The organism is Actinoplanes flavus (assembly GCF_017592555.1).
Taxonomy (GTDB): Bacteria; Actinomycetota; Actinomycetes; order Mycobacteriales; family Micromonosporaceae; genus Actinoplanes; species Actinoplanes flavus.
Genome location: NZ_JAGFNS010000009.1, coordinates 130,711 through 155,277, shown reverse-complemented (window position 1 = coordinate 155,277; position 24,567 = coordinate 130,711). Strand labels below are relative to the sequence as shown.

Below are 24,567 nucleotides of genomic sequence, written 5' to 3'. Positions count from 1 at the left end.
CCTGTGTGACAAATACTCAGCGTGATGCCTGCGGCGTGCCCGAGGCCCGCTGAATTTCGAGAGAACCGAGGAAACACGATGAACCCGCAGATCTGGTTCCTGACCGGCAGCCAGCATCTCTACGGCCCGGAGACCCTCCAGCAGGTCGCCGACCAGTCCGCTGAGATCCAGCGGACCCTGGCCGCGGCCGGCGTCAGCGCCGAGATCGTGGGCAAGCCGGTGCTCACCGACTCCGGCGCCATCAAGCAGGTCATGCTCGAGGCGAACGCGGATCGTGACTGCATCGGCATCATCGCCTGGATGCACACGTTCTCCCCGGCCAAGATGTGGATCGGCGGGCTGGACGCGCTGCGCAAGCCGCTGCTGCACCTGCACACCCAGCACAACGTGTCGCTGCCGTGGTCGACCATCGACATGGACTTCATGAACCTCAACCAGGCCGCCCACGGCGACCGGGAGTTCGGGTTCATCCAGGCCCGCCTCGGTGTGCCGCGTAAGGTGATCGCCGGGCACGTGTCCGACCCGGCCGTGGTCGAGCGCGTCGAGGCCTGGGCCCGCGCCGCCACCGGTCTGCAGCACCTGCGCGGTCTGCGCCTGGCCCGCTTCGGCGACAACATGCGCGACGTCGCGGTCACCGAGGGCGACAAGGTCGAGGCCGAGTTGCGCTTCGGGGTCTCGGTCAACACGTACGGGGTGAACGACCTGGTCGCGGTCGTGGACCGGGTGGCGGACGCGGAGATCGACAAGCTGATCGCCGAGTACCGCGACGCCTTCGAGATCGCGCCCGAGCTGCTCGGCGAGCGTCTGGAGTCGTTCCGCTACGCCGCCCGGATCGAGGCCGGCCTGCGGCAGTTCCTCACCGAGGGCGGCTTCGGCGCCTTCACCACCAACTTCGAGGACCTCGGCGGTCTGCGCCAGCTCCCCGGCCTGGCCGTGCAGCGGTTGATGGCGGACGGGTACGGCTTCGGCGGCGAGGGCGACTGGAAGACCTCGGTGCTCGTCGCCACGGTGAAGGCGATGGGTTCCGGAACCGGACGTGGTACCTCATTCATGGAGGATTACACCTACCACTTCGGTCCGGGTGAGCCTAAGATCCTCGGCGCGCACATGCTCGAGGTCTGCCCGTCCATCGCGTCGGCCAAGCCGCGTGCCGAGATCCATCCGCTGGGGATCGGCGGCCGGGAGGACCCCGTGCGCCTGGTCTTCGACGCGGCCCCCGGCCCGGCGGTGGTCATGGGCATGGCCGACATGGGTGACCGGTTCCGCCTGGTCGCGAACGAGATCGAGGTGATCGCTCCGGACGAGCCGCTGCCCCACCTGCCGGTGGCGCGCGCCGTGTGGAAGCCCGCGCCCTCGCTGTCCACCTCCGCCGAGTGCTGGATCACGGCCGGCGGACCGCACCACACCGTGCTGACGCAGGCGGTCGGCGCGGAGACCCTGCGTGACTTCGCCGAAATGGCGCAGACCGAGCTTCTGCTGATCGATGAGCGCACCACCCCGGCCGATTTTCTCGACCGGGTGCGCTGGAACCAGGCGTACCACCGCCTGGCTCGCCCCCTGTAACACCGTCTCAAAGAGGAGATCCACCGTGAAATTAACCCGGATTGCGGCTGTTCTCACCGCCGCCGCGCTGACCGCCACCATGGCGGCCTGCGGCGACGCCGAGAAGACCACCGACAAGCAGGCCTCCAGCGGTGACAACGCGGGCGCCCTGGTCGGCATCACCATGCCGACCCGGTCGTCGGAGCGCTGGATCCACGACGGCGACAACCTCAAGTCGCAGCTCGAGGGCCTCGGCTACAAGGTCGACCTGCAGTACGCCGAGAACGACATCCCGACCCAGACCCAGCAGCTGGACAGCCAGATCACCAAGGGCTCCAAGCTGCTGATCATCGCGTCCATCGACGGCGAGGCGATCACCAGCCAGCTGGAGAACGCCGCCCAGGCGGGCATCAAGGTCATCGCGTACGACCGCCTCATCCGCAAGAGCCCGAACGTGGACTACTACGCCACGTTCGACAACTTCAAGGTGGGCGTTCAGCAGGCCACCTCTCTGCTGACCGGCCTCAAGGTCGTCAACGCGGACGGCTCCGACGCCGGCGCCAAGGGCCCGCTGAACATCGAGCTGTTCGCCGGTTCGCCGGACGACAACAACGCGACGTTCTTCTTCAACGGCGCGATGAGCATCCTCCAGCCGTACATCGACAAGGGCGTCCTCGTCGTCAAGAGCGGCCAGAAGGACTTCGAGACCGTCGCGACCCTGCGCTGGGACCCGGAGACCGCTCAGAAGCGCATGGAGAACCTTCTCACCTCCACCTACAAGGGCGGTGCGAAGGTCGACGGCGTTCTCTCGCCCTACGACGGCATCTCGATCGGTATCCTGTCGGCCCTGAAGTCGGGCGGCTACGGCACCGCGTCGCAGCCCTACCCGATCGTGACCGGCCAGGACGCCGAGCTCGCCTCGGTCAAGTCCATCATCGCGGGTGAGCAGTACTCCACCATCTACAAGGACACCCGCAAGCTGGCGGAGACCACCGGCAAGATGGCGGACGACATCCTCAAGGGCAAGACCCCGGAGACCAACAACACCACGGACTACAACAACGGCGTCAAGGTCGTTCCGGCGATGCTTCTGGAGTCGGTCATCGTGACCAAGGACAACTACCAGAAGGAACTGGTCGACAGCGGCTACTACACGGCCGACCAGCTGAAGTGATCCGGGCTCCGCGCTCCGCCCGACCCCAGCGGGCGGGGCGCGGCCTCCCCCGCGGCCCAATAGGAGGGTCCCCATGACCGACACGATCCTGCGGATGAGCGGCATCACCAAGACGTTCCCGGGCGTCAAGGCGCTGCAGGACGTCAACCTGGAAGTACGCAGGGGAGAGATCCACTCCATCTGCGGGGAGAACGGGGCCGGCAAGTCGACCCTGATGAAGGTGCTGTCCGGCGTCTATCCGCACGGCACCTATGAGGGCGACATTTCGTTCGAGAACGAGCCTTGCCAGTTCTCCGGGATCCGCGACAGCGAGCACCGCGGCATCGTCATCATTCACCAGGAACTGGCGCTCGCGTCGAATCTTTCCATCGCCGAGAACATTTTTCTCGGAAACGAGCAGGCCAAGAACGGCTGGATCAACTGGAACCGGACCAACGCGGCGGCCGACCAGCTGCTGCGCCGGGTCGGTCTCTCGGAGACCGCGGTCACGCCCGTCGTTCAGCTCGGCGTCGGCAAGCAGCAGCTCGTGGAGATCGCCAAAGCACTGTCCAAAGAGGTCAAGCTGCTGATCCTCGACGAGCCCACCGCGGCGCTCAACGACGAGGACTCGGCACACCTGCTCGACCTGCTGCGCGGCCTGCGTGACGAGGGCATCACCTGTGTGATCATCTCGCACAAGCTCAACGAGGTCATGAGCATCTCGGACCGGGTCACCATCCTGCGGGACGGCAAGACCATCTGGACCGCGGAGACCGCGGACCTCACCGAGGACAAGATCATCTCGGGCATGGTGGGCCGCGACATGGAGCACCGCTACCCGGAGCACGAGCCGACCATCGGCCCCGAGGCGCTGCGGATCGAGGACTGGACCGTCTACAGTCCCACCCAGCCCGACCGGGCCCTGGTCCGCAGAGCCAACCTGACGCTGCGCCGCGGCGAGATCGTCGGCCTGGCCGGACTGATGGGCGCCGGCCGTACCGAGCTGGCGATGAGCGTCTTCGGCCGCTCCTACGGCGTCAACATCTCCGGCCGCCTGATCAAGGACGGTAAGGAGATCCAGGCCCGTAGCGTGCGCGAGGCGATCGACCACGGGCTGGCGTACGCCACCGAGGACCGCAAGCGCTTCGGCCTGAACCTGATCGAGGACATCAAGCGCAACGTCTCCGCAGCCGCGCTCGGCAAGCTGGCCAAGGCCGGCTGGGTCGACGGCAACGAGGAGTACAAGGTCGCCGACGAGTTCCGGGCCAGCATGAACATCAAGGCCCCCAGCGTCGAGGCGATCACCGGCAAGCTCTCCGGCGGCAACCAGCAGAAGGTCGTGCTCTCCAAGTGGATCTTCACGGATCCGGACGTGCTGATCCTCGACGAGCCGACCCGCGGCATCGACGTCGGCGCGAAGTACGAGATCTACACGATCATCAACCGGCTCGCCGACGAGGGGAAGGCCATCCTGGTCATCTCGTCCGAGCTGCCCGAGCTGCTCGGGATCTGTGACCGCATCTACACCCTCTCGGCCGGCCGGATCACCGGCGAGGTGCCGCGCGCCGAAGCCACGCAGGAAAGCCTGATGACCCTGATGACGAAGGAAGTACAGGAGGTGGCGCCGTGACCGCCGCACCCACCAGCACCGGCGTGCAGCCAGGCAAGGGGCCCTCTCCCCAGGGGCAGGCGCCCCGCAAGGTCAACTTCGACCTGAAGCAGAGCGGCATCTACATCGCGCTCGCGCTGATCGTCGTCGCCTTCACCGTGGCGACCGAGGGCGACCTGCTGGCGCCGCAGAACCTCAGCAACATCATCGTGCAGTACTCGTACATCCTGGTGCTCGCGATCGGCATGGTGCTGATCATCATCGCCGGCCACATCGACCTGTCGGTCGGCTCGGTGGTGGCGGCCACCGGCGCGTTCGCCGCGGTCCTGATGGTGGAATGGGATGTGCCCTGGCCGTTCGCCATCCTGGCGACGCTGATCTTCGGCGCGCTGATCGGCGCCTGGCAGGGCTACTGGGTGGCGTACTTCGGCATCCCCGCGTTCATCGTCACGCTCGCCGGCATGCTGCTGTTCCGCGCCGTCACGTACATGATCCTCGGCAACAAGGGCATCGGCCCGTTCCCGGACGAGATCCGGACGCTGGCCAACGGTTTCATCCCCGGTTTCCTCGGCAACATCGGCCTCGGCCCACTGGGCGGCGCCGACCTGTTCAGCATCATCGTCGGCGTGGCCGTCGTCGCCGGTATCGCGATCGTGCAGTACCGGGCCCGCGCCGGCCGGATCCGCTACAACCAGGTCGTCGACCCGGCGTGGCTGTTCTCGGTCAAGGTCGTCGTCCCGGCCGCGCTGGTGATGTTCCTGGTCATCCAGCTCGCCCGGTTCCGCAACCTGCCCTGGGTGCTCGTCCTGCTGGCACTGCTGGTGGTCGGCTACACCCTGATCACCAACCGGGCCGTCTTCGGCCGCCAGATCTACGCGGTCGGTGGCAACCTCCAGGCCGCGACGCTCTCCGGCGTCAAGGTCAAGTCGGTGGTGTTCTGGCTGTTCGTCAACATGGGTGTGCTCGCCGCTCTGGCCGGCCTGATCTTCGCCGGCCGGCTCAACCTGGCCGGCCCGACCGCGGGCAACAGCTTCGAGCTGGACGCCATCGCGGCCGCGTTCATCGGCGGCGCCGCGGTCCAGGGCGGTGTCGGCAAGGTGGTCGGCGCCATCACCGGCGGCCTGATCATGGGTGTGATCAACAACGGCGCCGGCCTGCTCGGCTGGCAGACCGAGACGGTCATGTTCGTCAAGGGCGCGGTGCTGCTGGCCGCGGTCGCCTTCGACGTCTGGTCGAAGCGCCGCACGGCGGGCGCCCGCTGAGGTAGATACACGCCGTCCCGGTGCAGGGCCTTGAACCGGGACGGATGAGAGGCCGGCGCTTCCTGGGAGAAGCGCCGGCCTCCTTTGATGCTTGGGTGATCCCCGGCCAGGCCCTAGGCTCAGGACCGTGGATCAGGCTGAATCGGTACGCACTCCGTCCTCCTGGGCCGTCGTCGGGCTGGACAACGGCGGCACCTGCAACAACGCCACCGTGCTCGACGCCACGGGGCAGTTCCTCGTCGACCACCTGGTGGAGAACCCGAGCCGGGTGCTGGACGGCCCGGAGTCGGCCGTCGAGGCGCTCGCCGACGCGTTCACCGGCATCCTCGAGCTGACCAGGACACCGCGTTCGCTAATTCGCGCGGTCGGCCTGGACACCCCGGGCCCGGCCAGCGCCAACGGCGTGATCTCGTCGAAGGGCGCCACCAACTTCAACCACGTGTCCTGGCACGGCTTCGACATCCGCGGCGCCCTGGAGGCCCGGCTCGGGCTGCCGGTGGTCTACAACAACGACGGCAACGCGGCCGCCCTCTACGCCCACCACCAGCACTTCGGCGCCGCCGCGGCGGCGAACTCGTCGGTCTCCGCGATCGTCGGCACCGGTCTGGGCGGCGGTGTGGTCGAGGCCGGCGCGGTGGTCCGCGGCGCCGCCGGGATGGCCGGCGAGCTGGGCCACGTGCAGATCCCGCTGCACGGCGTCCTCGAGGACGACCAGCCGGTCCCGCGGTGCAACTGCGGCTTCGAGGGCGACGTGGAGAGCGTCGCCTCGCTGACCGGCATCAAGAACAACCTGCTGCCCTACTGGCTGACCCGGTTCCCGGAGCACCCGCTGGCGAGCGAGCCGATCAGCGCCGCCGCCAAGGCCCTGCGGGGGTACGCCGAGAAGGACGACGCCATGGCGCTCGCGGTGTTCGGGCAGCAGGCCAAGGCGATCGGCAAGCTGTTCACCATCGCGGCGAACTTCACCGACCCGGCCGCCTACTTCCTGGGCGGTGGTGTGGTCGAGGCGGCCCCGCACTTCCGGCAGTGGTTCCTCAACACCGTGCGGGAGAGCACCAGCCTGCGTGACGAGCAGAAGGCGGTGGCCACCTTCGCCCTGGTCCCGGACCGGGACATGGCCGGCTCCCGGGGCGCCGCGGTGGCCGCCCTCAACGCGGTGATCGCCGGATAGGCCCGGTTCACTCCTCCTTCAGGGCGGCCGCGACGTCGGGGAACATCGGCAGGTAGTCGCTGAGCCCGAGGGTGTCGAAGAGCCTGCGAAGGAAACCGGACGGGGAGGCCAGACGGACCCAGCCACCCCGTTCGGCGGCTCGCCCGTGCGCGGTGACCAGGACGCCCACGCCCATCGAGTCACAGAAGTCGAGACCGGAGACGTCCACGACGACCCGTGGGGCGGGGCGCTCGACGAGACGGCTGAGGTTCGCCTTGAGGGCCGGCGCGGTGTCGATGTCGAGCGATCCGCGCAGGACGAGCACGGCCGTGTTCGGTGGATGGTGCGCGACCGAGACCTGCATATGCGTCTGTCTTTCCATCGGGCCAGGAGGATCATTCAGAACGGTTGAGGCCAGGGCGCTGAGCTGCGGCCCCTGCAACTCGATGTGGGTTCTGCATGACCCTCCTGGAGCGGGCTCAGCGATCGAGGATGATGACCACCCTATGCGAGCCCGCCGTCACCCGCAGGTTCCGCCGGTCAGGCGGCGTTTCGCCACTTGCGCCCGTTGCGGCCGATCAGCCGGTCCGCGTCGGTCGGGCCCCAGGACGCCGCCTCGTACGTCGGGATCGGCGAGTTGTCCTTCGCCCAGTGCTCGATGATCGGGTCGACGATCCGCCAGCACTGCTGCACCTCGTCGCTGCGGATGAACAGCGACGCGTCACCGATCAGCGCGTCCAGCAGCAGTCGTTCGTACGCCTCCGGGGACTCCTCGACGAACGTCTGGTCGTACGAGAAGTCCATGCTCGCCGTGCGGACCCGGAAGGAGTGACCCGGCACCTTGGCGCCGAAGCGCAGCGAGATGCCCTCGTTGGGCTGGATGCGCAGGATCAGCGCGTCCGCCTCGAGGCCGGTCAGCTGGTCGTCCGGGATCGGCAGGTGCGGCGGCCGCTGGAACTGCAGCGCCACCTCGGTGAGCCGGGCCGGCAGCCGCTTGCCGGTACGCACGTAGAACGGCACCCCGGCCCAGCGCCAGTTGTCCACGTTCAGGCGCATCGCCGCGTACGTCTCGGTGCGCGACAGCGGGTCGACGCCGACCTCCTCGCGGTAGCCGGCCATCAGCTCTTCACGGGTGCCACCGCGGGTGTACTGGCCGCGGACGGCGGCGTCGGCGATGTCCCGGTCGGTGGGCAGCCGGATCGCCTGGAGCAGCTTCACCTTCTCGTTGCGCAGGCCCTCGGCCTCGAACGACGCGGGCGGCTCCATGAGCGCCAGGGCCAGGACCTGGAGCACGTGGTTCTGCACGATGTCGCGCATCGCGCCGGCGTGCTCGTAGAAGCCGCCGCGGGTGCCGACGCCGAGGGTCTCGGCCACGGTGATCTGCACGTGGTCGACCCAGGAGCGGTCCCAGATGGGCTGGAAGATCGAGTTGGCGAAGCGCAGCGCCAGAACGTTCTGGACGGTGTCCTTGCCCAGGTAGTGGTCGATCCGGAAGACCTGGTGCTCCTCGAACGCGCTGTGCACCACGCCGTCCAGCTCGCGGGCGGTGGCCAGGTCCCGCCCGTACGGCTTCTCGATGACCAGGCGGGAGAACGAGCCCTCGCGCGGCTGGTTGAGCCCGGCGCCGGCCAGCCCGTTGATCACCGGCTCGAACGCGCCCGCCGGGGTGGACAGGTAGAACAGCCGGTTGCCGGCGGTGCCGCGGACCGCGTCCAGCTCGTCCAGCGTCTCGGCGAGCCGCTTGTAGGTCTCCGGGTCGTCGTAGCCGCCGGCCACGTAGCGCACGCCGCCGGCGAGCTGGCGCTTGTCGGCGAGGCTGCGGCCACCCAGCGCGCTCTCCGCGAACTGGTCGTCGGTCATCGGCGTACGCGCGACGCCGACCAGGGCGAACTGGTCGGGCAGGCGGCCGTGGCGGGCCAGATTCTCGACCGCCGGCAGCAGCTTGCGGCGGGTCAGGTCGCCGGAGGCGCCGAAGATCACCAGCGTGGCTGGCGGCGCGCTGCGCTCCTGGATGAGCTGAGGTGCGTGGTCCATCTTCTGCGAGTCCTCCGACCGGGTCGTAACCGTCCGACTGAACCTTACGGCCGAGGGCCCTCGCAGGGTTCATTCGCTTCCTGGAAAGCGGGACAACGTGGCGGTGAACACGTCCGTACGTCGATGCCGGGAGGGCGATAGCGAAAAAAGTGGCAAACTGGTGCCAATGGTCTGGCAACCGAGGGGGACCCTGTGAAGTACCGGCTGGTGACCAGAAGCGACTTCGACGGGCTCGTGTGCGCCGTCCTGCTCCGCCATCTCGACATGATCGACGACATCCTCTTCGTGCACCCCAAGGACGTGCAGGACGGCGTCGTCGACGTCACCGACCGGGACATCCTGACGAACCTGCCGTACGACGCCCGCGCGAGCATGGTCTTCGATCACCACCACTCCGAGACCCTGCGCAACACCAAGGGCCTGGGCAACCACGTCATCGACGCGGAGGCGCCGTCCGCGGCCCGGGTGATCTACGACCACTTCGGCGGGCGGGAGCGGTTCCCGAAGGTGTCGGACGAGCTGATGCGCGCGGTGGACCAGGCCGACTCGGCCGACTACTCGCTCACCGACATCCTCAGCCCGACCGGCTGGACGCTGCTCAACTTCCTGATGGACAGCCGGACCGGTCTGGGCCGGTTCCGCCATTTCCGGATCTCCAACTACCAGCTGATGATGCAGCTCATCGACGCCTGCATCGAGCACAACGAGGTGCACGAGATCCTGGCCCTGCCGGACGTGGTGGAGCGGGCGCAGCTCTTCCACGAGTGCTCGGCCCGCTTCGTCGAACAGCTGCACCGGGTCTGCCGCCTGGACGGCGACGTGGTCGTCGTCGACCTGCGCGACGAGGAGGTGATCGAGGCGGGCAACCGGTTCATGGTCTACGCGCTCTTCCCGGAGGCCCGGGTCTCGGTGCACATCATCTGGGGCCGGCAGAAGCTCAACACCGTCTTCGCCTGCGGCAAGTCGATCCTGGACCGCAGCTCCCCGGTGGACATCGGCTCGGTGATGCTGCGCTACGGCGGCGGCGGGCACCTCGCGGCCGGCACCTGCCAGGTCCCGCACGACGAGTCGGAACGGGTGGAACGCGAGATCATCGACGCGCTGCGCACGGAGCGGGTGGTGCCGGTCTGACCGTACGGGCGGGGCCGCGAGGCCCCGCCCGTACAGCACGCGGATCACGGGCCTTGCCCGGGCCCCACCCGCCGGTCGTGGTTTCCGCGCCCCACGCGCTAGCCACGACGAACCTCACGCCCACCCGCGTGAGGTGAGGACTGTTCACGACCTGCCTCGAGTTCCGCGGCCCGCGAGCGGCCCACGTCGTCTCCGCCGTCGTGAACAATCCTCATCTTCCCAAACCGCAGGCCCGGCCTGCTGGTGGGAGTCTCAGCCCTTGTAACTCCACTTTCCGGCCGCGACCGGCTCCTTCTCGGCGGACTCGTCGTCACCGGAAGGCGTCTCGTCGGGCTCGCCCGGCTCGTCCTCGGTGGCCCGGTGCCGGTTGCGCAGCAGCACCCATCCGGCGCCGAGCAGCACCAGCCCGGCCACCAGCCAGCCGGAGACGGTGACCCAGGACGGGCCCGCCTGCGCCTGCTCGGCGAGCTGCCGGAACAGGGCTTCCTCGGTGTCCGAGGTCCCGGTCGCGCCGGAACCCTGATCGTGGTGCGACACCGGGGTGGTCCCGTCGTTCGGGGTGAGCGTCACCGTGCCCGGCATGACCGGACCGGCCTTGCCGTCGGCGTACTTCGTCGCCACGGTGAACCGCATCGAGCTCAGCGCCGGCATCGGGCCCAGCGCCACGGTCAGGTCGGCGGACTTGCCCGGCTCGATCCTCGTGCCGTTCACCGCGAGCCAGACGATCGTGTCGGCGGCCTCGGACACCGGGGTGCCGCCGTGGATCGTGGTCAGCGGCTGGCTCAGTTTCCGGTACGTGATCCGTGGCGCCCAGTCGTTCACCGACAGCGGGTACACCTCGGCCACCGGGGTGTCCGCCGGTATCTTCAGCGTCACCTCGGTCACCGGCGCGGTGCCCTCGTTGGTCACGTGGAAGCTGAGGTTCGCCCCCGCGCCCTGCGGCACGCTGGGCGGGCTCACCGTCACGTCGGCCGCGGCCGGGCCGGCGAGCGCCAGCACACCGGCGGTGGTCACAGTGGTCAGCGCGCCCGCACGGCGGGCCATCCGGATAAGCCTCACGACATGTAGTTCGGATCACCGGCCCCGATGGTTCAACGCCCACCCAAGAGTTTTCCGCGATCTCGGCCGGTGGATGATGAAGGTATGCGTGACGTGCCCATCGACGGCGACATGATCCGGCTCGGCCAGTTCCTCAAGCTGGCCGATCTCATCGACACCGGTGGGGAGGGCAAGGTCCTGATCGCCTCCGGGGACGTGACCGTCAACGGCGAGGTCGACCTGCGGCGGGGCCGGCAGCTTCATCCGGGTGACGTGGTCGAGGTGCTCGGCCGCCGGGCGCGGGTGGTTTCCTGAGCGGGGCCGGAACCCGGACGGCGTGCGCCTCGTCGTACCCGTCATGAACAGAAACCGCGGCCTGCTGACCGCCGCCGTTCCCCTTCTGCTGCTGGGCGCGTGCGCCCAGCCCGGTGCCGCCGGCGACACGACCGCCGGCGCGCCGGTCGTCGAGAGCACCGCCGCCTCCGCCGACTCCAAGCAGGTGGCGTTGCGTGTGGAGTACCGCGGCGGCTTCGTGCCCGCCGAGACCATCCCCTCCCGCCTTCCGCGGTTCACCGCCTACGCCGACGGACGGTTGCTGAGCGAGGGCCCGGCTCCGCTCATCTATCCCGGTCAGGCGCTGCCCAACCTCCAGGAGGTCCGGCTCGGCCCGGAGCGGTTGCGTGAGCTGATCGCCGAGGCGGTCGCGGCCGGCGTGAAGACCGGCACCGACTTCGGCATGCCGGGCGTCGCCGACGCGCCGAGCACCCGGATCAGCGTCGTCACCGCGGGCGGCGAGCAGGTGGTCGACGTGATGGCCCTCAGCGAGGCCCGTCCCGACGACGGGGCGCTGACGAAGGAGCAGAACGCCGCCCGCAAACGGCTGGCCGGCTTCCTCGAGAAGCTGGACGCCGAGTTCGCCGGCTCGACCGGCCCGGCGCCGAAGCCGTACCGGGCGGAGCGGGTGGCGGTGCTGGCCCAGCCCTACCAGGACACCGGCGACGGCGCGGGCGGTTCCCCGGTCCGCTGGCCCGGCCCCGATCTGCCCGGCGGCTACCTCAACGAACAACTCAAGATCAACTGCCTGACCGTCGAGGGTGCGGCGAAGGACGCCGTCTGGGCCGCCGCGGACAAGGCCAACGAGCGTACGCCGTGGGAGTCCGCCGGAAAGAAGTGGCAGGTCCGGTTCCGGCCGCTGCTGCCCGAGGAGACCGGCTGCGATTCCCTGCTGAGGCAGGCATGACCCCGATCGAGGAGGGCGTGGAGGTCGTGCGGACCGGTGGCGTGCCCTCCCGTGACCCCCGTGACGAGCCCCGCCGTGACGAACCCGCCCCGGCGCCCGAGCGCGACGCCCCGCGAGCGCCGAGGGCCTGAGACGACACTCGCCGGCGGCCACCGGGAGGCGGCCGCCGGCGAGCGAGACCGGGTCAGTGGACCTGGAGCAGGTCCACCAGGAAGACGAGGGTCTCGTTCGGCTTGATCACGCCGCCCGCGCCGTTCGCCCCGTAACCCAGGTGCGGCGGGATCACCAGGCGACGGCGGCCGCCCACCTTCATGCCGGCCACACCCTGGTCCCAGCCGGCGATGACCTGCTGGCCACCGACCCGGAAGCCGAACGGCTCACCGCGGTTCCAGGAGGCGTCGAACTCCTTGCCCGTGGACTGCGCGACACCCACGTAGTGGACGCTGACGAACTCGCCGGGCTTCGCCTCCGGGCCGGTGCCCTCGACGATGTCCTCGATCACCAGTTCGGTGGCGGGGGAGTCGGGGACGGGGCCGACGTCGGGCTTGCTCATGAATCCTCCAGATGTCTTACCGGACTCGGCCATGCAATCACAGGTCGATCACCGCTGAACGAGCAGTGCCCGAAAGCCGTACTCCCGGGTGGCACCGTCCCCGCCGTACCCGGGAGATCTGATGTTCGTCCGCCGTCTCGCCCTCGCCGGCCTGCTCACCGTCGTGTCCGTGCCGTTCGTGCCGGCGCCCGCGCTGGCGCACGGGTCGCCGATCACACCGATCAGCCGCAGCGCCGCGTGCGCCGGGAACGGGACGAAACGCGACACCGCGGCCTGCAAGGCCGCGCTCAAGGCCACCGGCGGGTTCCTCGGGGCGTACGACAACCTGCGGCTCGCGAACGTGGACGACGACCGTGAGCGGGTGCCGGACGGGAAGCTGTGCAGCGGCGGGATCGACGCCTACCGCGGGCTCGACCTGGCCCGCGACGACTTCCCGTCGACGGCGGTGCGCTCGGGGGAGAAGCTCCGGATCTCGTACCGGGGAACCATTCCGCACGAGGGCTCGTTCCGTCTCTATCTCACCCGGCCGGGGTACTCGCCGGAGCGGAAGCTGACGTGGGCCGACCTCACCGAGCTGACCGAGATCAAGGATCCGCCGCTGACCGGAGGGTCGTACCGGATGCGGGTGACGCTGCCCCGGCGCAGCGGGCGGCACATCCTCTACGTGGTGTGGGAGACGAGCAGCACTCCGGACACCTATTACTCGTGTTCCGACCTGGCCTTCCCGGTGGCGGCGGCCCCGTCCCCGTCCGCCACCCCATCCGCAAAAGTCACGAAAAAAGCGGACATAAAGTCCTCGGTGGAGCCGTCGGTCGAGCCCTCGGCCGAGGCGACGGTGGAAGCGCCTGCCGAGCCGTCGGCCACACCACTGGTCCTGACCGCCGATCAACCCACCGACGGCCGCCGCACACTCGGCCACTGGCTCATCGGCGGTGCCCTCCTGGCGATCTTCCTGGTCGTTCTCGTCGCCGTCGTCCGCCGCCCGCGCCGCCGGGAGATCCATTGAGCCGTTTCGTCAAAAAGGTTTGAACCGCCCGCTCGTGGATCTCGTACTGACGGGCGTCGACGATGCACCGCCTGTCAGGCCCCCCAACGACGAAAGGCCAAGCATGAGTCGTGTTCGTTACCGCGCGCAGTCCCGTACCTCGTGGCTGTCGCGTCGCCGGGTCCTGGCCCTCGCCGCCACCGGCGTCGGCGTCTCCGCCGTCTCGGTGGCCGGGCTGAGCCTCGCCGGCGAGTCCTCGAGCGGCGGCGACGGCGACGGTTCGCCGCTGATCCTGTCGCTGGTCGACGCGAAGAAGGGCACGATCGACGTCTTCACCGGTGAGAAGCGCAAGACGATCACCGACAAGAGCCTCGCGAAGAGCCTGCTCAAGGCCGCCGGACGCTGACCTTCCGCCGTTTCGACAGGAGATTCCCCGAACATGTCTTCCCACCGCGAAGCGCCGGAGATCAGCAAGGACCCGGTCGCCGACAGCTCCGACCTGTACGCGTTCGTCAGCCCCGACGATCCGGACACGGTCACGATCATCGCCAACTACGTGCCGCTGCAGATCCCCGCCAGTGGCCCGAACTTCTTCGAGTTCGGCGACGACGTGCTGTACGAGATCCACATCGACGCGAACGGTGACGCCCGCCCGGACATCACCTACCAGTTCCGGTTCCGTACCGAACTGCGCAACGACAAGACGTTCCTCTACAACACCGGCCAGATCAAGTCGCTGGACGACGAGAACTGGAACCGCCGCCAGTTCTACTCGGTCACCAAGGTGGACAAGCACGGCAAGAGCACGGTGCTGGCCGGCAAGCTCCCGTGCCCGCCCTGCAACGTCGGCAAGATCTCCATCCCGGACTACGAGAAGCTCGCCGAGGACGCGGTCCACAAGCTGAAGTCCGGCGAGAAGGTCTTCGCCGGCCAGCGCGCCGACGCGTTCTTCGTCGACCTGGGCGCCATCTTCGACCTGGGCACGCTGCGCCCGTTCCAGGACAAGCACCTGGTCGGCTCGCAGCTGTTCAACTACGCCGGCAAGGCGGTCAACGCCACCGACAAGACCAACGTGCACAGCATCGCGCTGCAGATCCCGCTGCACATGGTCCGCCGGGACGGCAAGAAGCGGGTCCGGGCCAAGGACGCCGGCGCGGTCATCGGCGTGTGGACGTCGGCCAGCCGCCGCCAGGTGGAGGTCCGCGGCAACAAGGGCGACGGCGACGTGGTGGTCGGCCCGCAGGTGCAGGTCTCCCGGCTCGGCAACCCGCTGTTCAACGAGGTCATCGTGCCGATGGCGGAGAAGGACAAGTGGAACAGCCTGCCGCCGAGCGAGGACAAGCGGTTCGCCGAGTTCGTCGCCACGCCGGAGCTGGGAGCGCTCCTGCCGGTGCTCTACCCCGGCCTGTTCGACAAGCTGGCCGAGCTCAACAAGACCAAGGAGCCGCGCGCCGACCTGCTGGCCATCCTGCTCACCGGTATCCCGGACGGCCTGATCGACGGCTTCCAGAACAACACCGGCGCGCTCCAGGCCGACATGCTGCGGCTGAACACGGCCATCGAACCGGCCGCCAAGGAGAACAAGTTCGGCCTGCTCGGCGGTGACCTGGCCGGCTTCCCCAACGGCCGCCGGATCGCCGACGACGTCGTCTCCATCTCGCTGCGCGCCATCGCCGGCGTCACCGTCCCGCTGGTGAACGCCGACTTCAAGCCGGACGCCGCGGCCGCTCTGGTCGAACAGGGCCTGAGCATCAAGGACGCCAGCGCCGGCCTGCTCAAGAAGTTCCCCTTCCTCGGCACCCCCTTCGACGGATTCGGAAACCCCTCATGAGCCACGGCCACGGGCACCCGCACCACCACCACACGTACGCGCCGTCCGGGCAGGGCACCGTGATGCTGAACATCGGCGGCGGGATCGGCGCGATGATCATCCACACGCCGGCCCAGCTGCTCGGCCACGAGATCGAGGTGTCGCCGGTGGGGGACACCGGCGCCCGTACGCATGCCGCGGTCCGCGCCCGTTATGTCAGCTCCGGTGTCACCTTCTGTGTGGTGATCGACAGCCTGCCGGAGGGCCGTTACGTGGTCTGGCAAGACGACGACACCCCGCTCACCCAGGTAGAAGTCCGTGGCGGCGCGGTCGCCGAGGTCACCTGGCCGGCGAATCTGGTTCCCGGTCGGAGGCCGGTGGCGGTCTAATCTGGACGCCATGGCAGGCGGTCGGTCTCCGGGCCCGGCGGCACCGGGCGCGGACGTCCCGGTTCACATCAGCCTGCGCACCACCGATGTGGACGAGGCCAGCGCCTTCTGCCGGAACCTGTACTACGGACCGCTGCGGATCGAACCGGTCGGTGACCCCGGCCGGTTCCAGTTTCAGGCCGATGTGGCGGTGCTCGGCCCGATCACGCTCGGCGAGGTCGGCTACGGCACCGACATCCGGATCTCGATCGCGGCGCTCGAGACGGCGTACCACGTGCTCGTCCCGCTGACCGGCATGCTGCGCACCCGGCATCGCGGCGCCGTGGTCCTGGCCGATCCGACCAGGGCCGTGGTGTTCCGGCCGACCGGTGACATCGAGGTCGACTGGCCCGGCTCCTGCCGGCTGATCAGCGTCAAGGTGGAGCGGGCCGCCCTGGAACGCGAGGTGGACGCCGCCCTCGACCAGCGGATGATCTCCCCGCTTCCGCTGGGCGCCACCTTCGACCTGGTCGACGGCCCGGGCCGGACCTGGGCGGCGATGGTCCGGCTGCTGCTCACCGAGCTACGCGAACCGGACACCCTGGCCAGCCGTCCGCGGATGGCCGCCCGCTGGCGGGACATGGTGGTCAGCGGCCTGGCGCTCACCGTCGAACATCCCTACGGCGAGGAGCCCGCCGGATTCCGGGGCCCGCACCGGCCACGCACGGTGAAACGGGCCCTCGACGCCATGCACGCCGAGCCGTGGCGGGCCTACACGATCCATGATCTGGCGGCGCTGGCCGGCGTCGGCGTCCGGGTCCTGCAGGAGTCGTTCCGCCAGCACGTCGGCATGCCGCCGCTCACCTACCTGCGCCGCCTGCGCCTCGACGCGGTCCACGCCGAACTGTGCCGCTCCGACCCCGGCCAGGTCAGCGTCAGCGAGGTCGCCTACCGCTACGGCTTCACCCACCTGGGCCGCTTCGCCGGCGCCTACCGCACCCGCTTCGGCGAGACCCCCTCCCAAACGCTCCGCGACCGCCGCTGACCCTTCAAACCATTTTCCGGTACGGGGTGGAGCGTCCCCGCCGAATCCTCCCCGTTCCGCCGAGCCGCGCGACCGTCTGCCCACTCCCGGCAGCGAGGCGACCGCCGGGCTGATGCGCGGGTCGGCCTTCCACCCGTTGCGAGGATTCACTGGTTGACGGCATCCTTTAAAATGCTTTTCCCGACCACCCCGTGCGGGGGTCGTGAGATCGGGTGATTCTCCTTTCCGCTATTGCCGTTGCGGGATTCGCCGGGCCATTCTGACGTCCGGGCTGAGCCGCCTGTTCCGGCGGCGGCAATGGGGAGAGAAATCACGTGAAGCCACGGCACACATTTGTGAAAACTGCTCTGTCCGGAGTTGTTCTGACACTTTCGCTGTTCGGTGTCTCAGGCTGTAGCGATGACGAGGAGCAACCGCTCGGCAAGGTGATCGTCGGGGGTGTCGACTTCCAGAGCCACTGCGGCGACCGGAAATTCGACGAAAGTCCGACCGGCGGAAGCTGTCGTTCGGAAGTGGACCTGGACGCCGCCTGCAAGAGGGAATTTCCGGAAGAAAGTGATCCGAAACTCGTGCTCCAGGACCTGGGAAATCCCAAGAGCGGGTTATGTATCAGTGGCCGGAAGCAGCTCGGCGGCATCAGCGACATGCTCGGTTATTGCGCGGAAACGCATGCGAAGGGTGACCGGGCGAAGGCCGCCGCCGAGCTTCGTGGCGACACCTGGCAGTGCCGCGAGAAGCTGGACGTCAAAGCCCTCTGCATCGGACGGTACAACGACAGCCGGCTGGAAGCCGAGGAGGTCGGCGGCCTCTGGCAGTGCTACCGCTACTCGAGGACCGCCTAGAGCTCCACGCGCTGGCCCTTGCCGATGACCACCACGCCGTTGTCGCTGACCGTGTAGAGCTTGCGGTCGCGGTCGAGGTCGACGCCGATCTGGGCGCCCTCCGGAATGACGACGTTCTTGTCGATGATCGCGTTGCGGATCACCGCGCGCCGGCCCACCGAGACGCCCTCCATGATGACCGCCCCGTCGACGTGGGCCCACGAGTTGACCCGGACGTTCGGTGAGATCACCGAGCGTTCGACCAGGGCGCCGGAGATCACCACGCCGGGCGAGATCATCGAGTCGAGGGCGCGGCCCTGACGGTCGTCGTAGCCGTGCACGAACTTCGCCGGCGGCCAGGAGCCGTAGTTCGTGAAGATCGGCCAGTCGTGGTTGTAGAGGTTGAAGATCGGCAGGGTGGCGATCAGGTCGGTGTGGGCCTCGTAGAACGAGTCGAGCGTCCCCACGTCGCGCCAGTAGCCGCGGTCCCGCTCGGTGGAGCCGGGCACGTCGTTGTCGCGGAAGTCGTAGACGTTCGCCTCGCCGCGCTCCACCAGCATCGGGATGATGTTGCCGCCCATGTCGTGCTTGCTGTCCGGGTTCTGCGCGTCGGCGGTGACGGCCTCGCACAGGGCCCGGGTGGTGAAGACGTAGTTGCCCATCGACGCGTACACCTCGCCGGGCGAGTCGGGCAGGCCCTGCGCGTCCTTCGGCTTCTCCCGGAAGGCGCGGATGCGCTTGCCGTCCGCGCCGACGTCGATCACGCCGAACTGGTCGGCGAGCGACAGCGGCTGACGGATCCCGGCGACGGTGACCGCGGCGCCCGAGGCGATGTGGTCGTTGACCATCTGCTTCGGGTCCATCCGGTAGATGTGGTCGGCGCCGAAGACGATCACGTAGTCCGGCGACTCGTCGTTGATCAGGTTGAGGCTCTGGTAGATCGCGTCCGCGGAGCCGGCGAACCAGCGCGGGCCGAGCCGCTGCTGGGCCGGGACCGGGGTGACGTAGTTGCCGAGCAGCGTGGACATCCGCCAGGTCTTGGAGATGTGCCGGTCCAGGGAGTGCGACTTGTACTGGGTCAGCACGACGATCCTCAGATACCCCGCGTTCGCGAGGTTGGACAACACGAAGTCGATCATGCGGTAGATGCCGCCGAAGGGCACTCCGGGCTTGGCGCGGTCCGCCGTGAGGGGCATCAGGCGCTTGCCTTCACCACCGGCCAGGACGATCGCAAGCACCTTGACAGCCATGGGAAGGACGCTAATATTCCGGCCGCCCCCGCGCCACCCGAAAGGGCGGTTCGAAATATCTTGCGCCCGCTGCAATCGGCTTGCCGGTCAGGCCGCCGGGACCCGGGCCGCCTCCCGGAGGAGCGCGTCGATCCCCTCGGCGGCGCAGGGCCGGGCGAAGTGGAAGCCCTGCACGAGCGGGCAGCGCAGCTCCCGGAGCAGGTTCGCCTGCACCGCGGTCTCCACCCCCTCGGCCACCGCGATCAGTCCCCGGCTGCGGGCCAGCTCCAGGATCGCCCTGGTCAGGCTCACGTCCTGGGGCTGTGGCGGGTCACCGTGCCGGCGGATGAAGGACTGGTCGATCTTGAGAATGTCGACCGGCAGGGTGTGCAGGTAGGCCAGTGACGAGTACCCGGTGCCGAAGTCGTCGATGGCGATCCGGACCCCGTCCACGCGCAGCGCCGACAGCACCGAGGTGTCCGCGGCGTCGATGAGCACCGATTCGGTGATCTCCAGCACCAGCGCGGTCGGCGGCAGTCCGGTCTCCGCCAGGATTTCCCGCACCCCGGCGGCGAAGCCCGGGTCGCGCAGCTGGTGGGTGGAGACGTTCACGGTCAGATAGAGGCCGTGCTCCCGGTACCATCCGGCGGCGCGGGCACAGGCCAGCCGCAGCGCCCGGGTGCCGAGCGCGCCGATCAGCCCGGTCTGCTCGGCCACCGGGATGAACACGCCGGGCGGGACGATCTCGTCGCCGCGGCGCCAGCGCATCAGCGCCTCCACCCCCTGGATCCGGCCGGTCGCGGTGTCCACCACCGGCTGGTAGTGCATGAACAGGCCGTCGTCGGCCAGCGCCTGCCGCAGGCCGGCGGCGATCCGGGCGCGCTCGCTCTGCTCGGCGCGCAGCGTCTCGTCGAACCGCGCCAGCCGCGCGCCGCCCGCCTGCTTCGCGGCGCGCAGGGCCAGGTCGGCGTCGCCCAGCACGGCGTCGTTTCCCGGTACGCCGTCCGCGACCCCGGCCCGGGCGGTCAACGGGATCCACCGCTCGCCGACCACGAACGGCGCCGAGGCGATCGCCGCCATCACCCGGCCCGCCAGCTCGCCGGTGTCCACCGGCTCGGTCACCAGCAGGCCGAACTCGTCGCCGCCGAGCCGGGCCACCAGGTCCACCTCGGGGGCGAACAGCAGCAGCCGGCCGGCCGCCTGGCGCAGCACGGTGTCACCGACCGCGTGCCCGTACGTGTCGTTGACCTCCTTGAACCCGTCCAGCCCACAGAGAATCAGGGTGTACGGGTGGTCCCCGGCGGCGGCCCGGCCCAGGTGATCGAGCAGCAGATCCCGGTTGGCCAGCCCGGTCAGCGCGTCGTGCCCGGCCCGGTACGCCAGGCGCTGTTGCAGGACCCGCTGCTCGTGCAGGGCCGCCCCGATCTGCCGGGCCCGCCGCTCGGCCAGCCGGCTGGACAGGCCGACCCGCAGCATCAGCAGCCCGCACAGCGCGGCCGTCAGCACCGCCGGGACCACCACGACGGCGCTCGGGTTCGCGACGGCCGGCAGCAGCGGGGCGGCCACCACCGTCACGTACATGCCGATCAGCCCGGCCCGCCCGGCCCGTTCCCCGGTGACGGCCGGCTGGGCCGCCGCCGGGTGCAGCGCGGCGGCCGCCGTCAGCACCCACCACAGTTGCTGGACCAGGTGCGGCCACCCGCCCGGCAGCAGCGGCGGCGTGCCCTGGCCGCCGGAAGCCGCGTAGACCAGGTGCGCGGCGAGCAGCACGGCACCGCCGGCGGCGAGCAGCGGCCGCCGGCGCGCGGTCAGCGGCAGGGCCGCCAGGATCCCCAGGTCGAGCACCCCGTAGAGGATCACCAGGGCGTTGTCGACCTGCTGGTAGCCGGGTTCCCCCAGGTACGGCAGGACGATGAACGACCAGGCCATCATCGCCAGGCAGAGGACCACGGCGCCGGACTCGGCGGCCGATCCCGGTCGTTTGCCGCGGGTGAGCTGCACGGCCCCGGCCGCGTGCAGGGCGTACTGGAGGGCGAGCGACAGGCCCATCGGGGTGGTGTGCGGCGGCGGGGCGCCGGTCGCCGCCCGGACCGTCCACCAGGCGGAGGTCAGCAGACCCGCGATGCCGGCCGCGGCGATCAGCCACCAGCCGCAACGGTGCCGGCGGGCGGCCCGGCAGAGGATCACGGTTCCGGCCGCCTGCGGGATCAGCCAGGCGGCGCCGACGCCCAGCAGATGCAGGGCGAGCACCGTCGCGAGGCCGCCGGCCAGCAGGTACTGCCAGGCCTGACGACGGTGGGGGGACCGGATGGGCATCGGGCCAGTGCACCCGCGCGCGGTTGCCGTTCGGGTGCGGCCCCGGTCCAATCCGGGCGCTAAGCTTGCGACTCGTGACGGACTCCTCGACCCGCCTGCGTGCTGACCTGCTCACCCGTGAGTACCCGCCGGAGGTCTACGGGGGCGCCGGGGTCCACCTCGAATACCTGACCCGTGACCTGCGCCGGCTCGCCGACGTGCGGGTGCACTGCTTCGGTGGGCCGCGCGACGAGCCGGGCGTCACCGCCTACCCGGAACCCGCCGAACTGTCCGGCGCCAACGCGGCGCTGCGCACCATGGGCGTCAACCTGGCGATGGCATCCGGCTGCGAGGGCGCCGACGTGGTGCACAGCCACACCTGGTATGCGAACTTCGCCGGCCACACCGCCAAGCTGCTGCACGGCGTGCCGCACGTGCTGACCACGCACAGTCTGGAGCCGCTGCGCCCGTGGAAGGCCGAACAGCTGGGCGGAGGGTACGCGCTGTCCTCGTACTGCGAACGCACCGCCATCGAGAACGCCGACGCCGTCATCGCGGTGTCCGGCGGAATGCGGCGGGACGTGCTCAAGGCGTACCCCTCGGTTGATCCGGACCGCATCCATGTGGTCTACAACGGCATCGACACCGACCTCTACGCGCCGTCTTCCGGGACCGACGTGGTCGACCGGCTGGGCATCGACCGCGGCCGGCCGAGCGTCGTGTTCGTCGGGCGGATCACCCGGCAGAAGGGCCTTCCGTACCTGATGCGGGCCTGCCGTGAGCTGCCCGCCGAGGCGCAGATCATCCTGCTGGCCGGCGCGCCGGACACCCCGGAGATCGCCGCCGAGGTCGCCGACCTGGCGCGCGAGCTGCGGGCGGTCCGCGACCCGCACGGGGTGGTCTGGGTGCAGGAGATGCTGCCCAAGCAGGAGGTCGTCCAGGTCCTCACGCACGCCACCGTGTTCGTCTGCCCGTCGATCTACGAGCCGATGGGCATCGTCAACCTGGAGGCGATGGCCTGCGAGACCGCGGTGGTCGCCACCGCGACCGGCGGCATCCCCGAGGTGGTGGCCGACGGCGAGACCGGCCTGCTGGTGCCGATCCAGCAGCTCGAAGACGGTACCGGCACGCCCGTCGACCCGGAGCGATTCGTCGCCGACCTGGCCGCCACCCTGACCCGGCTGCTGACCGACCCGGCGCTGGCCGAGCGGATGGGCAAGGCCGGGCGCCGCCGCGCCGTGGAGAGGTTCAGCTGGTCCCGGATAGCCGAGGACACCCTCGAGATCTACCGGTCGGTGCGGTGAGCCTGCTCCGCCGGCCACCCGTCTGGGTGGCGCTGCTGTCCGCCACCGTCCTGTTCGCGGTCGCCGTCCTCGGTCTCGGCCTGGTCCGGGCCGCCTTCTACCAGGCACCCGAGGCCGGGGACCCGGTCGCCGTGGCGCAGGCGCCCGCCCCGGTCCAGGCCGGCCGCTGCGGCACCCTTCCGGTCAGCGCGCCGCGTGAGCTGCGCGGCATGTGGCTCACCACGGTCTACAACATCGACTTCCCCAGCCGGCCGGGCCTCCCGCAGGAGCAGGTGAAGGCCGAGTACCGGCAATGGCTCGACCTGGCCGCGGCGAAACACCACAACGCGATCTTCGTGCACGTCCGGCCCAGCGGTGACGCGTTCTGGCCGTCCGCGTACGCCCCCTGGTCGAACTGGCTGACCGGCAAGCTGGACGACAGCGATCCCGGCTGGGACCCGATGGCGTTCATGGTCGACGAGGCGCACGCCCGCAACCTGGAGTTCCACGCCTGGTTCAACCCGTACCGGGGCACCCAGTTCGCCCCGTCCGGCGCCGGCACCGACCTGACCAAGCTGCCCGCCGACCATCCGCTGGTGGTCCACCCGGAGTGGCGGATCGCGCATCCGGCCGGCGCCAAGGGCCGCTTCTACTACGACCCGGGCAACCCGGAGGCCCGCCGGTTCGTCGAGGACGCGATGCTGGAGGCCGTCCAGAAGTACGACGTCGACGGCGTCCACTTCGACGACTTCTTCTACCCGTACCCGGGCGACGGCGGCGGCGCCGACTTCCCCGACGGCGCCTCCTACGCGAAGTACGGCAACGGCATGAGCCGGGCCGACTGGCGGCGGGAGAACGTCGACACCCTGGTCCGCGAGATGAAACAGCGGATCGCCGAGATCAAACCGTGGGTCAAGTTCGGGATCAGCCCGTTCGGCATCTGGCGCAACGGCGGCGAGGGCTCCGACACCAACGGCCTGGAGAGCTACAGCGCCATCTACGCCGACACCCGGAAATGGGTGCGCGAGGGCTGGCTCGACTACATCGTCCCGCAGCTCTACTGGACCATCGGCTTCGACAAGGCCGACTACGCCAAGGTGCTGCCCTGGTGGGCGAAAACGGTCAAGGGCACCGGTGTGCAGCTCTACATCGGGATCGCCGACTACCGGATCGGCGAGAAGGGCGACTGGAGCGACCCCGCCCAGATCGACAAACAACTGACCCTCAACGACCGGTACGGCGTCCAGGGCCAGATCCACTACAACGCCAAGCAGGTCCGTGCCGACCGGCTCGGCGCGGTCACCCGGTACACCACCAGGCACTACGCGTCACCCGCCCTGCCGCCGGTCATGTCGCGCCTGCCGGCTTCGCCGCCCACGGCGCCACGCATCACCGGGGCCACCCGCGACGCCGGCGGGATCACCCTGCGGACGGCTGCGGCCTCCGAGGGCGCGAGCTGGGCCCTTTATCGTACGGGTGACAAGGACGCGACCCTGATCGCGACCGGTCGTGCCGGCACCCCCGTGGTGGACCCGAAACCTCCCGCCGGCCCGGTCACCTACTGCCTGAGCGGCCTGGACCGATCCGCCAACGAGGGCACCCTGAGCGCCCCGTTCCACACCACCGGCTGACCCCTTCCAACGTCTCACCACCGAGACCGCGGTGCTGCGGGCGCGGCCGGCGTGGTGACGGCGTACGCGCTCAATCAGCTCCGCGGAACAGCGTTCCTGGTGCCGACCACCGTCTCCGCAGCCGCAGCCGCAGCCGCAGCCGCAGCCGCAGCCGCAGCCGCAGCCGGACGCCGGAGTTCCATCAGGCGAACCCGGGCCTCCTCACCTGACCCGTACTCCATCGACGCGCAGGCCACCCTCGACATGGTCCGCTTCATCCCATATTCGCGGTCGGCCTGACGTTCACCGTCCGCAGGCCGGTCGTCGCCACACTCGTCCCGCATCGTCGTCGTGCCGGCCCCCGAACTCCCGCAACCAATCACGAACAGCGGAGTCCGCGAGGCCGCCG

Annotated in this window: 22 protein-coding genes; 16 read left to right on the top strand and 6 right to left on the bottom strand. The window is 69.7% G+C overall.

What is annotated here, in order from left to right:
- The first annotated feature begins 78 nt into the window (after positions 1-78).
- The 5 genes from araA (at position 79) to J5X75_RS15670 (ending at position 6,737) form a co-directional block, all read left to right on the top strand.
- Positions 79-1,563, top strand: a complete 1,485-nt coding sequence (gene araA, locus J5X75_RS15690) for an L-arabinose isomerase (RefSeq protein WP_208468133.1) — start codon at positions 79-81, stop codon at positions 1,561-1,563.
- Positions 1,564-1,588: 25 nt separating this feature from the next.
- Positions 1,589-2,716: a multiple monosaccharide ABC transporter substrate-binding protein gene (gene chvE, locus J5X75_RS15685; protein WP_372450886.1), complete on the top strand. Its 1,128-nt coding sequence runs from the start codon at positions 1,589-1,591 to the stop codon at positions 2,714-2,716.
- Between the two features lie 73 nt (positions 2,717-2,789).
- Positions 2,790-4,325, top strand: a complete 1,536-nt coding sequence (gene mmsA / locus J5X75_RS15680; protein ID WP_208468132.1) for a multiple monosaccharide ABC transporter ATP-binding protein — start codon at positions 2,790-2,792, stop codon at positions 4,323-4,325.
- A complete protein-coding gene (mmsB, locus tag J5X75_RS15675; protein ID WP_208468131.1) occupies positions 4,322-5,566 on the top strand; it encodes a multiple monosaccharide ABC transporter permease in 1,245 nt (414 codons plus the stop codon). Before mmsA ends, mmsB begins: the two co-directional genes overlap by 4 nt.
- A gap of 127 nt (positions 5,567-5,693) precedes the next feature.
- On the top strand, positions 5,694-6,737 hold the full coding sequence (locus tag J5X75_RS15670; RefSeq protein ID WP_208468130.1) for an ROK family protein: 1,044 nt from the start codon (positions 5,694-5,696) through the stop codon (positions 6,735-6,737).
- A gap of 7 nt (positions 6,738-6,744) precedes the next feature.
- Here J5X75_RS15670 and J5X75_RS15665 read toward each other — a convergent pair whose 3' ends face one another.
- Entirely contained in the window at positions 6,745-7,098 is a 354-nt protein-coding gene (locus J5X75_RS15665; protein ID WP_229806805.1) for an STAS domain-containing protein, read from the bottom strand.
- Between the two features lie 158 nt (positions 7,099-7,256).
- Entirely contained in the window at positions 7,257-8,750 is a 1,494-nt protein-coding gene (gene zwf / locus J5X75_RS15660) for a glucose-6-phosphate dehydrogenase (protein WP_208468129.1), read from the bottom strand.
- A gap of 207 nt (positions 8,751-8,957) precedes the next feature.
- Between zwf and J5X75_RS15655 the strand changes: the two genes are divergently transcribed.
- The gene (locus tag J5X75_RS15655) at positions 8,958-9,881 is read left to right on the top strand and encodes a DHH family phosphoesterase (RefSeq protein ID WP_307798099.1); all 924 of its coding nucleotides are present in this window, start codon (positions 8,958-8,960) and stop codon (positions 9,879-9,881) included.
- A gap of 252 nt (positions 9,882-10,133) precedes the next feature.
- On the opposite strand, the gene J5X75_RS15650 is transcribed toward J5X75_RS15655, so the two are convergent.
- Positions 10,134-10,925 (bottom strand): DUF1775 domain-containing protein, encoded by a 792-nt coding sequence (locus J5X75_RS15650; RefSeq protein ID WP_208468127.1) that lies wholly within the window; start codon positions 10,923-10,925, stop codon positions 10,134-10,136.
- A gap of 99 nt (positions 10,926-11,024) precedes the next feature.
- Between J5X75_RS15650 and J5X75_RS15645 the strand changes: the two genes are divergently transcribed.
- Together J5X75_RS15645 and J5X75_RS15640 are read left to right on the top strand one after the other, a co-directional pair.
- Positions 11,025-11,234: an RNA-binding S4 domain-containing protein gene (locus tag J5X75_RS15645; protein WP_183219058.1), complete on the top strand. Its 210-nt coding sequence runs from the start codon at positions 11,025-11,027 to the stop codon at positions 11,232-11,234.
- Positions 11,235-11,277: 43 nt separating this feature from the next.
- Entirely contained in the window at positions 11,278-12,159 is an 882-nt protein-coding gene (locus J5X75_RS15640) for a hypothetical protein (protein ID WP_208468126.1), read from the top strand.
- 184 nt (positions 12,160-12,343) lie between these two features.
- Here the strand turns inward: J5X75_RS15640 and J5X75_RS15635 are convergent, their stop codons facing one another.
- The gene (locus tag J5X75_RS15635; protein WP_208468125.1) at positions 12,344-12,712 is read right to left on the bottom strand and encodes an FKBP-type peptidyl-prolyl cis-trans isomerase; all 369 of its coding nucleotides are present in this window, start codon (positions 12,710-12,712) and stop codon (positions 12,344-12,346) included.
- A gap of 121 nt (positions 12,713-12,833) precedes the next feature.
- On the opposite strand from J5X75_RS15635, the gene J5X75_RS15630 reads away from it, so the two are divergent.
- From J5X75_RS15630 to J5X75_RS15605, 6 genes are all read left to right on the top strand, one after another.
- Positions 12,834-13,718, top strand: coding sequence for a lytic polysaccharide monooxygenase (locus J5X75_RS15630; RefSeq protein WP_208468124.1), 885 nt, complete (start codon positions 12,834-12,836; stop codon positions 13,716-13,718).
- 103 nt (positions 13,719-13,821) lie between these two features.
- Positions 13,822-14,103 carry a hypothetical protein gene (locus tag J5X75_RS15625; protein ID WP_208468123.1) on the top strand — a complete coding sequence of 94 codons (282 nt, stop codon included), beginning with the start codon at positions 13,822-13,824 and terminating at the stop codon, positions 14,101-14,103.
- Positions 14,104-14,136: 33 nt separating this feature from the next.
- Positions 14,137-15,528, top strand: a complete 1,392-nt coding sequence (locus tag J5X75_RS15620) for a DUF4331 domain-containing protein (protein ID WP_208468122.1) — start codon at positions 14,137-14,139, stop codon at positions 15,526-15,528.
- Positions 15,525-15,896 carry a phospholipase gene (locus J5X75_RS15615; protein ID WP_208468121.1) on the top strand — a complete coding sequence of 124 codons (372 nt, stop codon included), beginning with the start codon at positions 15,525-15,527 and terminating at the stop codon, positions 15,894-15,896. The genes J5X75_RS15620 and J5X75_RS15615 overlap by 4 nt, the downstream gene beginning before the upstream one ends.
- Before the next feature lie 10 nt (positions 15,897-15,906).
- Positions 15,907-16,920 (top strand): AraC family transcriptional regulator, encoded by a 1,014-nt coding sequence (locus J5X75_RS15610; RefSeq protein WP_208468120.1) that lies wholly within the window; start codon positions 15,907-15,909, stop codon positions 16,918-16,920.
- 335 nt (positions 16,921-17,255) lie between these two features.
- Positions 17,256-17,762 (top strand): hypothetical protein, encoded by a 507-nt coding sequence (locus tag J5X75_RS15605; RefSeq protein ID WP_208468119.1) that lies wholly within the window; start codon positions 17,256-17,258, stop codon positions 17,760-17,762.
- On the opposite strand, the gene glgC is transcribed toward J5X75_RS15605, so the two are convergent.
- Positions 17,759-18,991 carry a glucose-1-phosphate adenylyltransferase gene (gene glgC, locus J5X75_RS15600; protein ID WP_208468118.1) on the bottom strand — a complete coding sequence of 411 codons (1,233 nt, stop codon included), beginning with the start codon at positions 18,989-18,991 and terminating at the stop codon, positions 17,759-17,761. The genes J5X75_RS15605 and glgC overlap by 4 nt on opposite strands.
- Positions 18,992-19,078: 87 nt before the next feature.
- Positions 19,079-21,286 (bottom strand): putative bifunctional diguanylate cyclase/phosphodiesterase, encoded by a 2,208-nt coding sequence (locus tag J5X75_RS45455; RefSeq protein ID WP_208468117.1) that lies wholly within the window; start codon positions 21,284-21,286, stop codon positions 19,079-19,081.
- A 74-nt stretch (positions 21,287-21,360) separates the two neighbouring features.
- On the opposite strand from J5X75_RS45455, the gene glgA reads away from it, so the two are divergent.
- Together glgA and J5X75_RS15585 are read left to right on the top strand one after the other, a co-directional pair.
- Positions 21,361-22,569: a glycogen synthase gene (glgA, locus tag J5X75_RS15590; protein WP_307798098.1), complete on the top strand. Its 1,209-nt coding sequence runs from the start codon at positions 21,361-21,363 to the stop codon at positions 22,567-22,569.
- Positions 22,566-24,179: a glycoside hydrolase family 10-like protein gene (locus J5X75_RS15585; protein ID WP_208468116.1), complete on the top strand. Its 1,614-nt coding sequence runs from the start codon at positions 22,566-22,568 to the stop codon at positions 24,177-24,179. The genes glgA and J5X75_RS15585 overlap by 4 nt, the downstream gene beginning before the upstream one ends.
- Positions 24,180-24,567 lie beyond the last annotated feature (388 nt).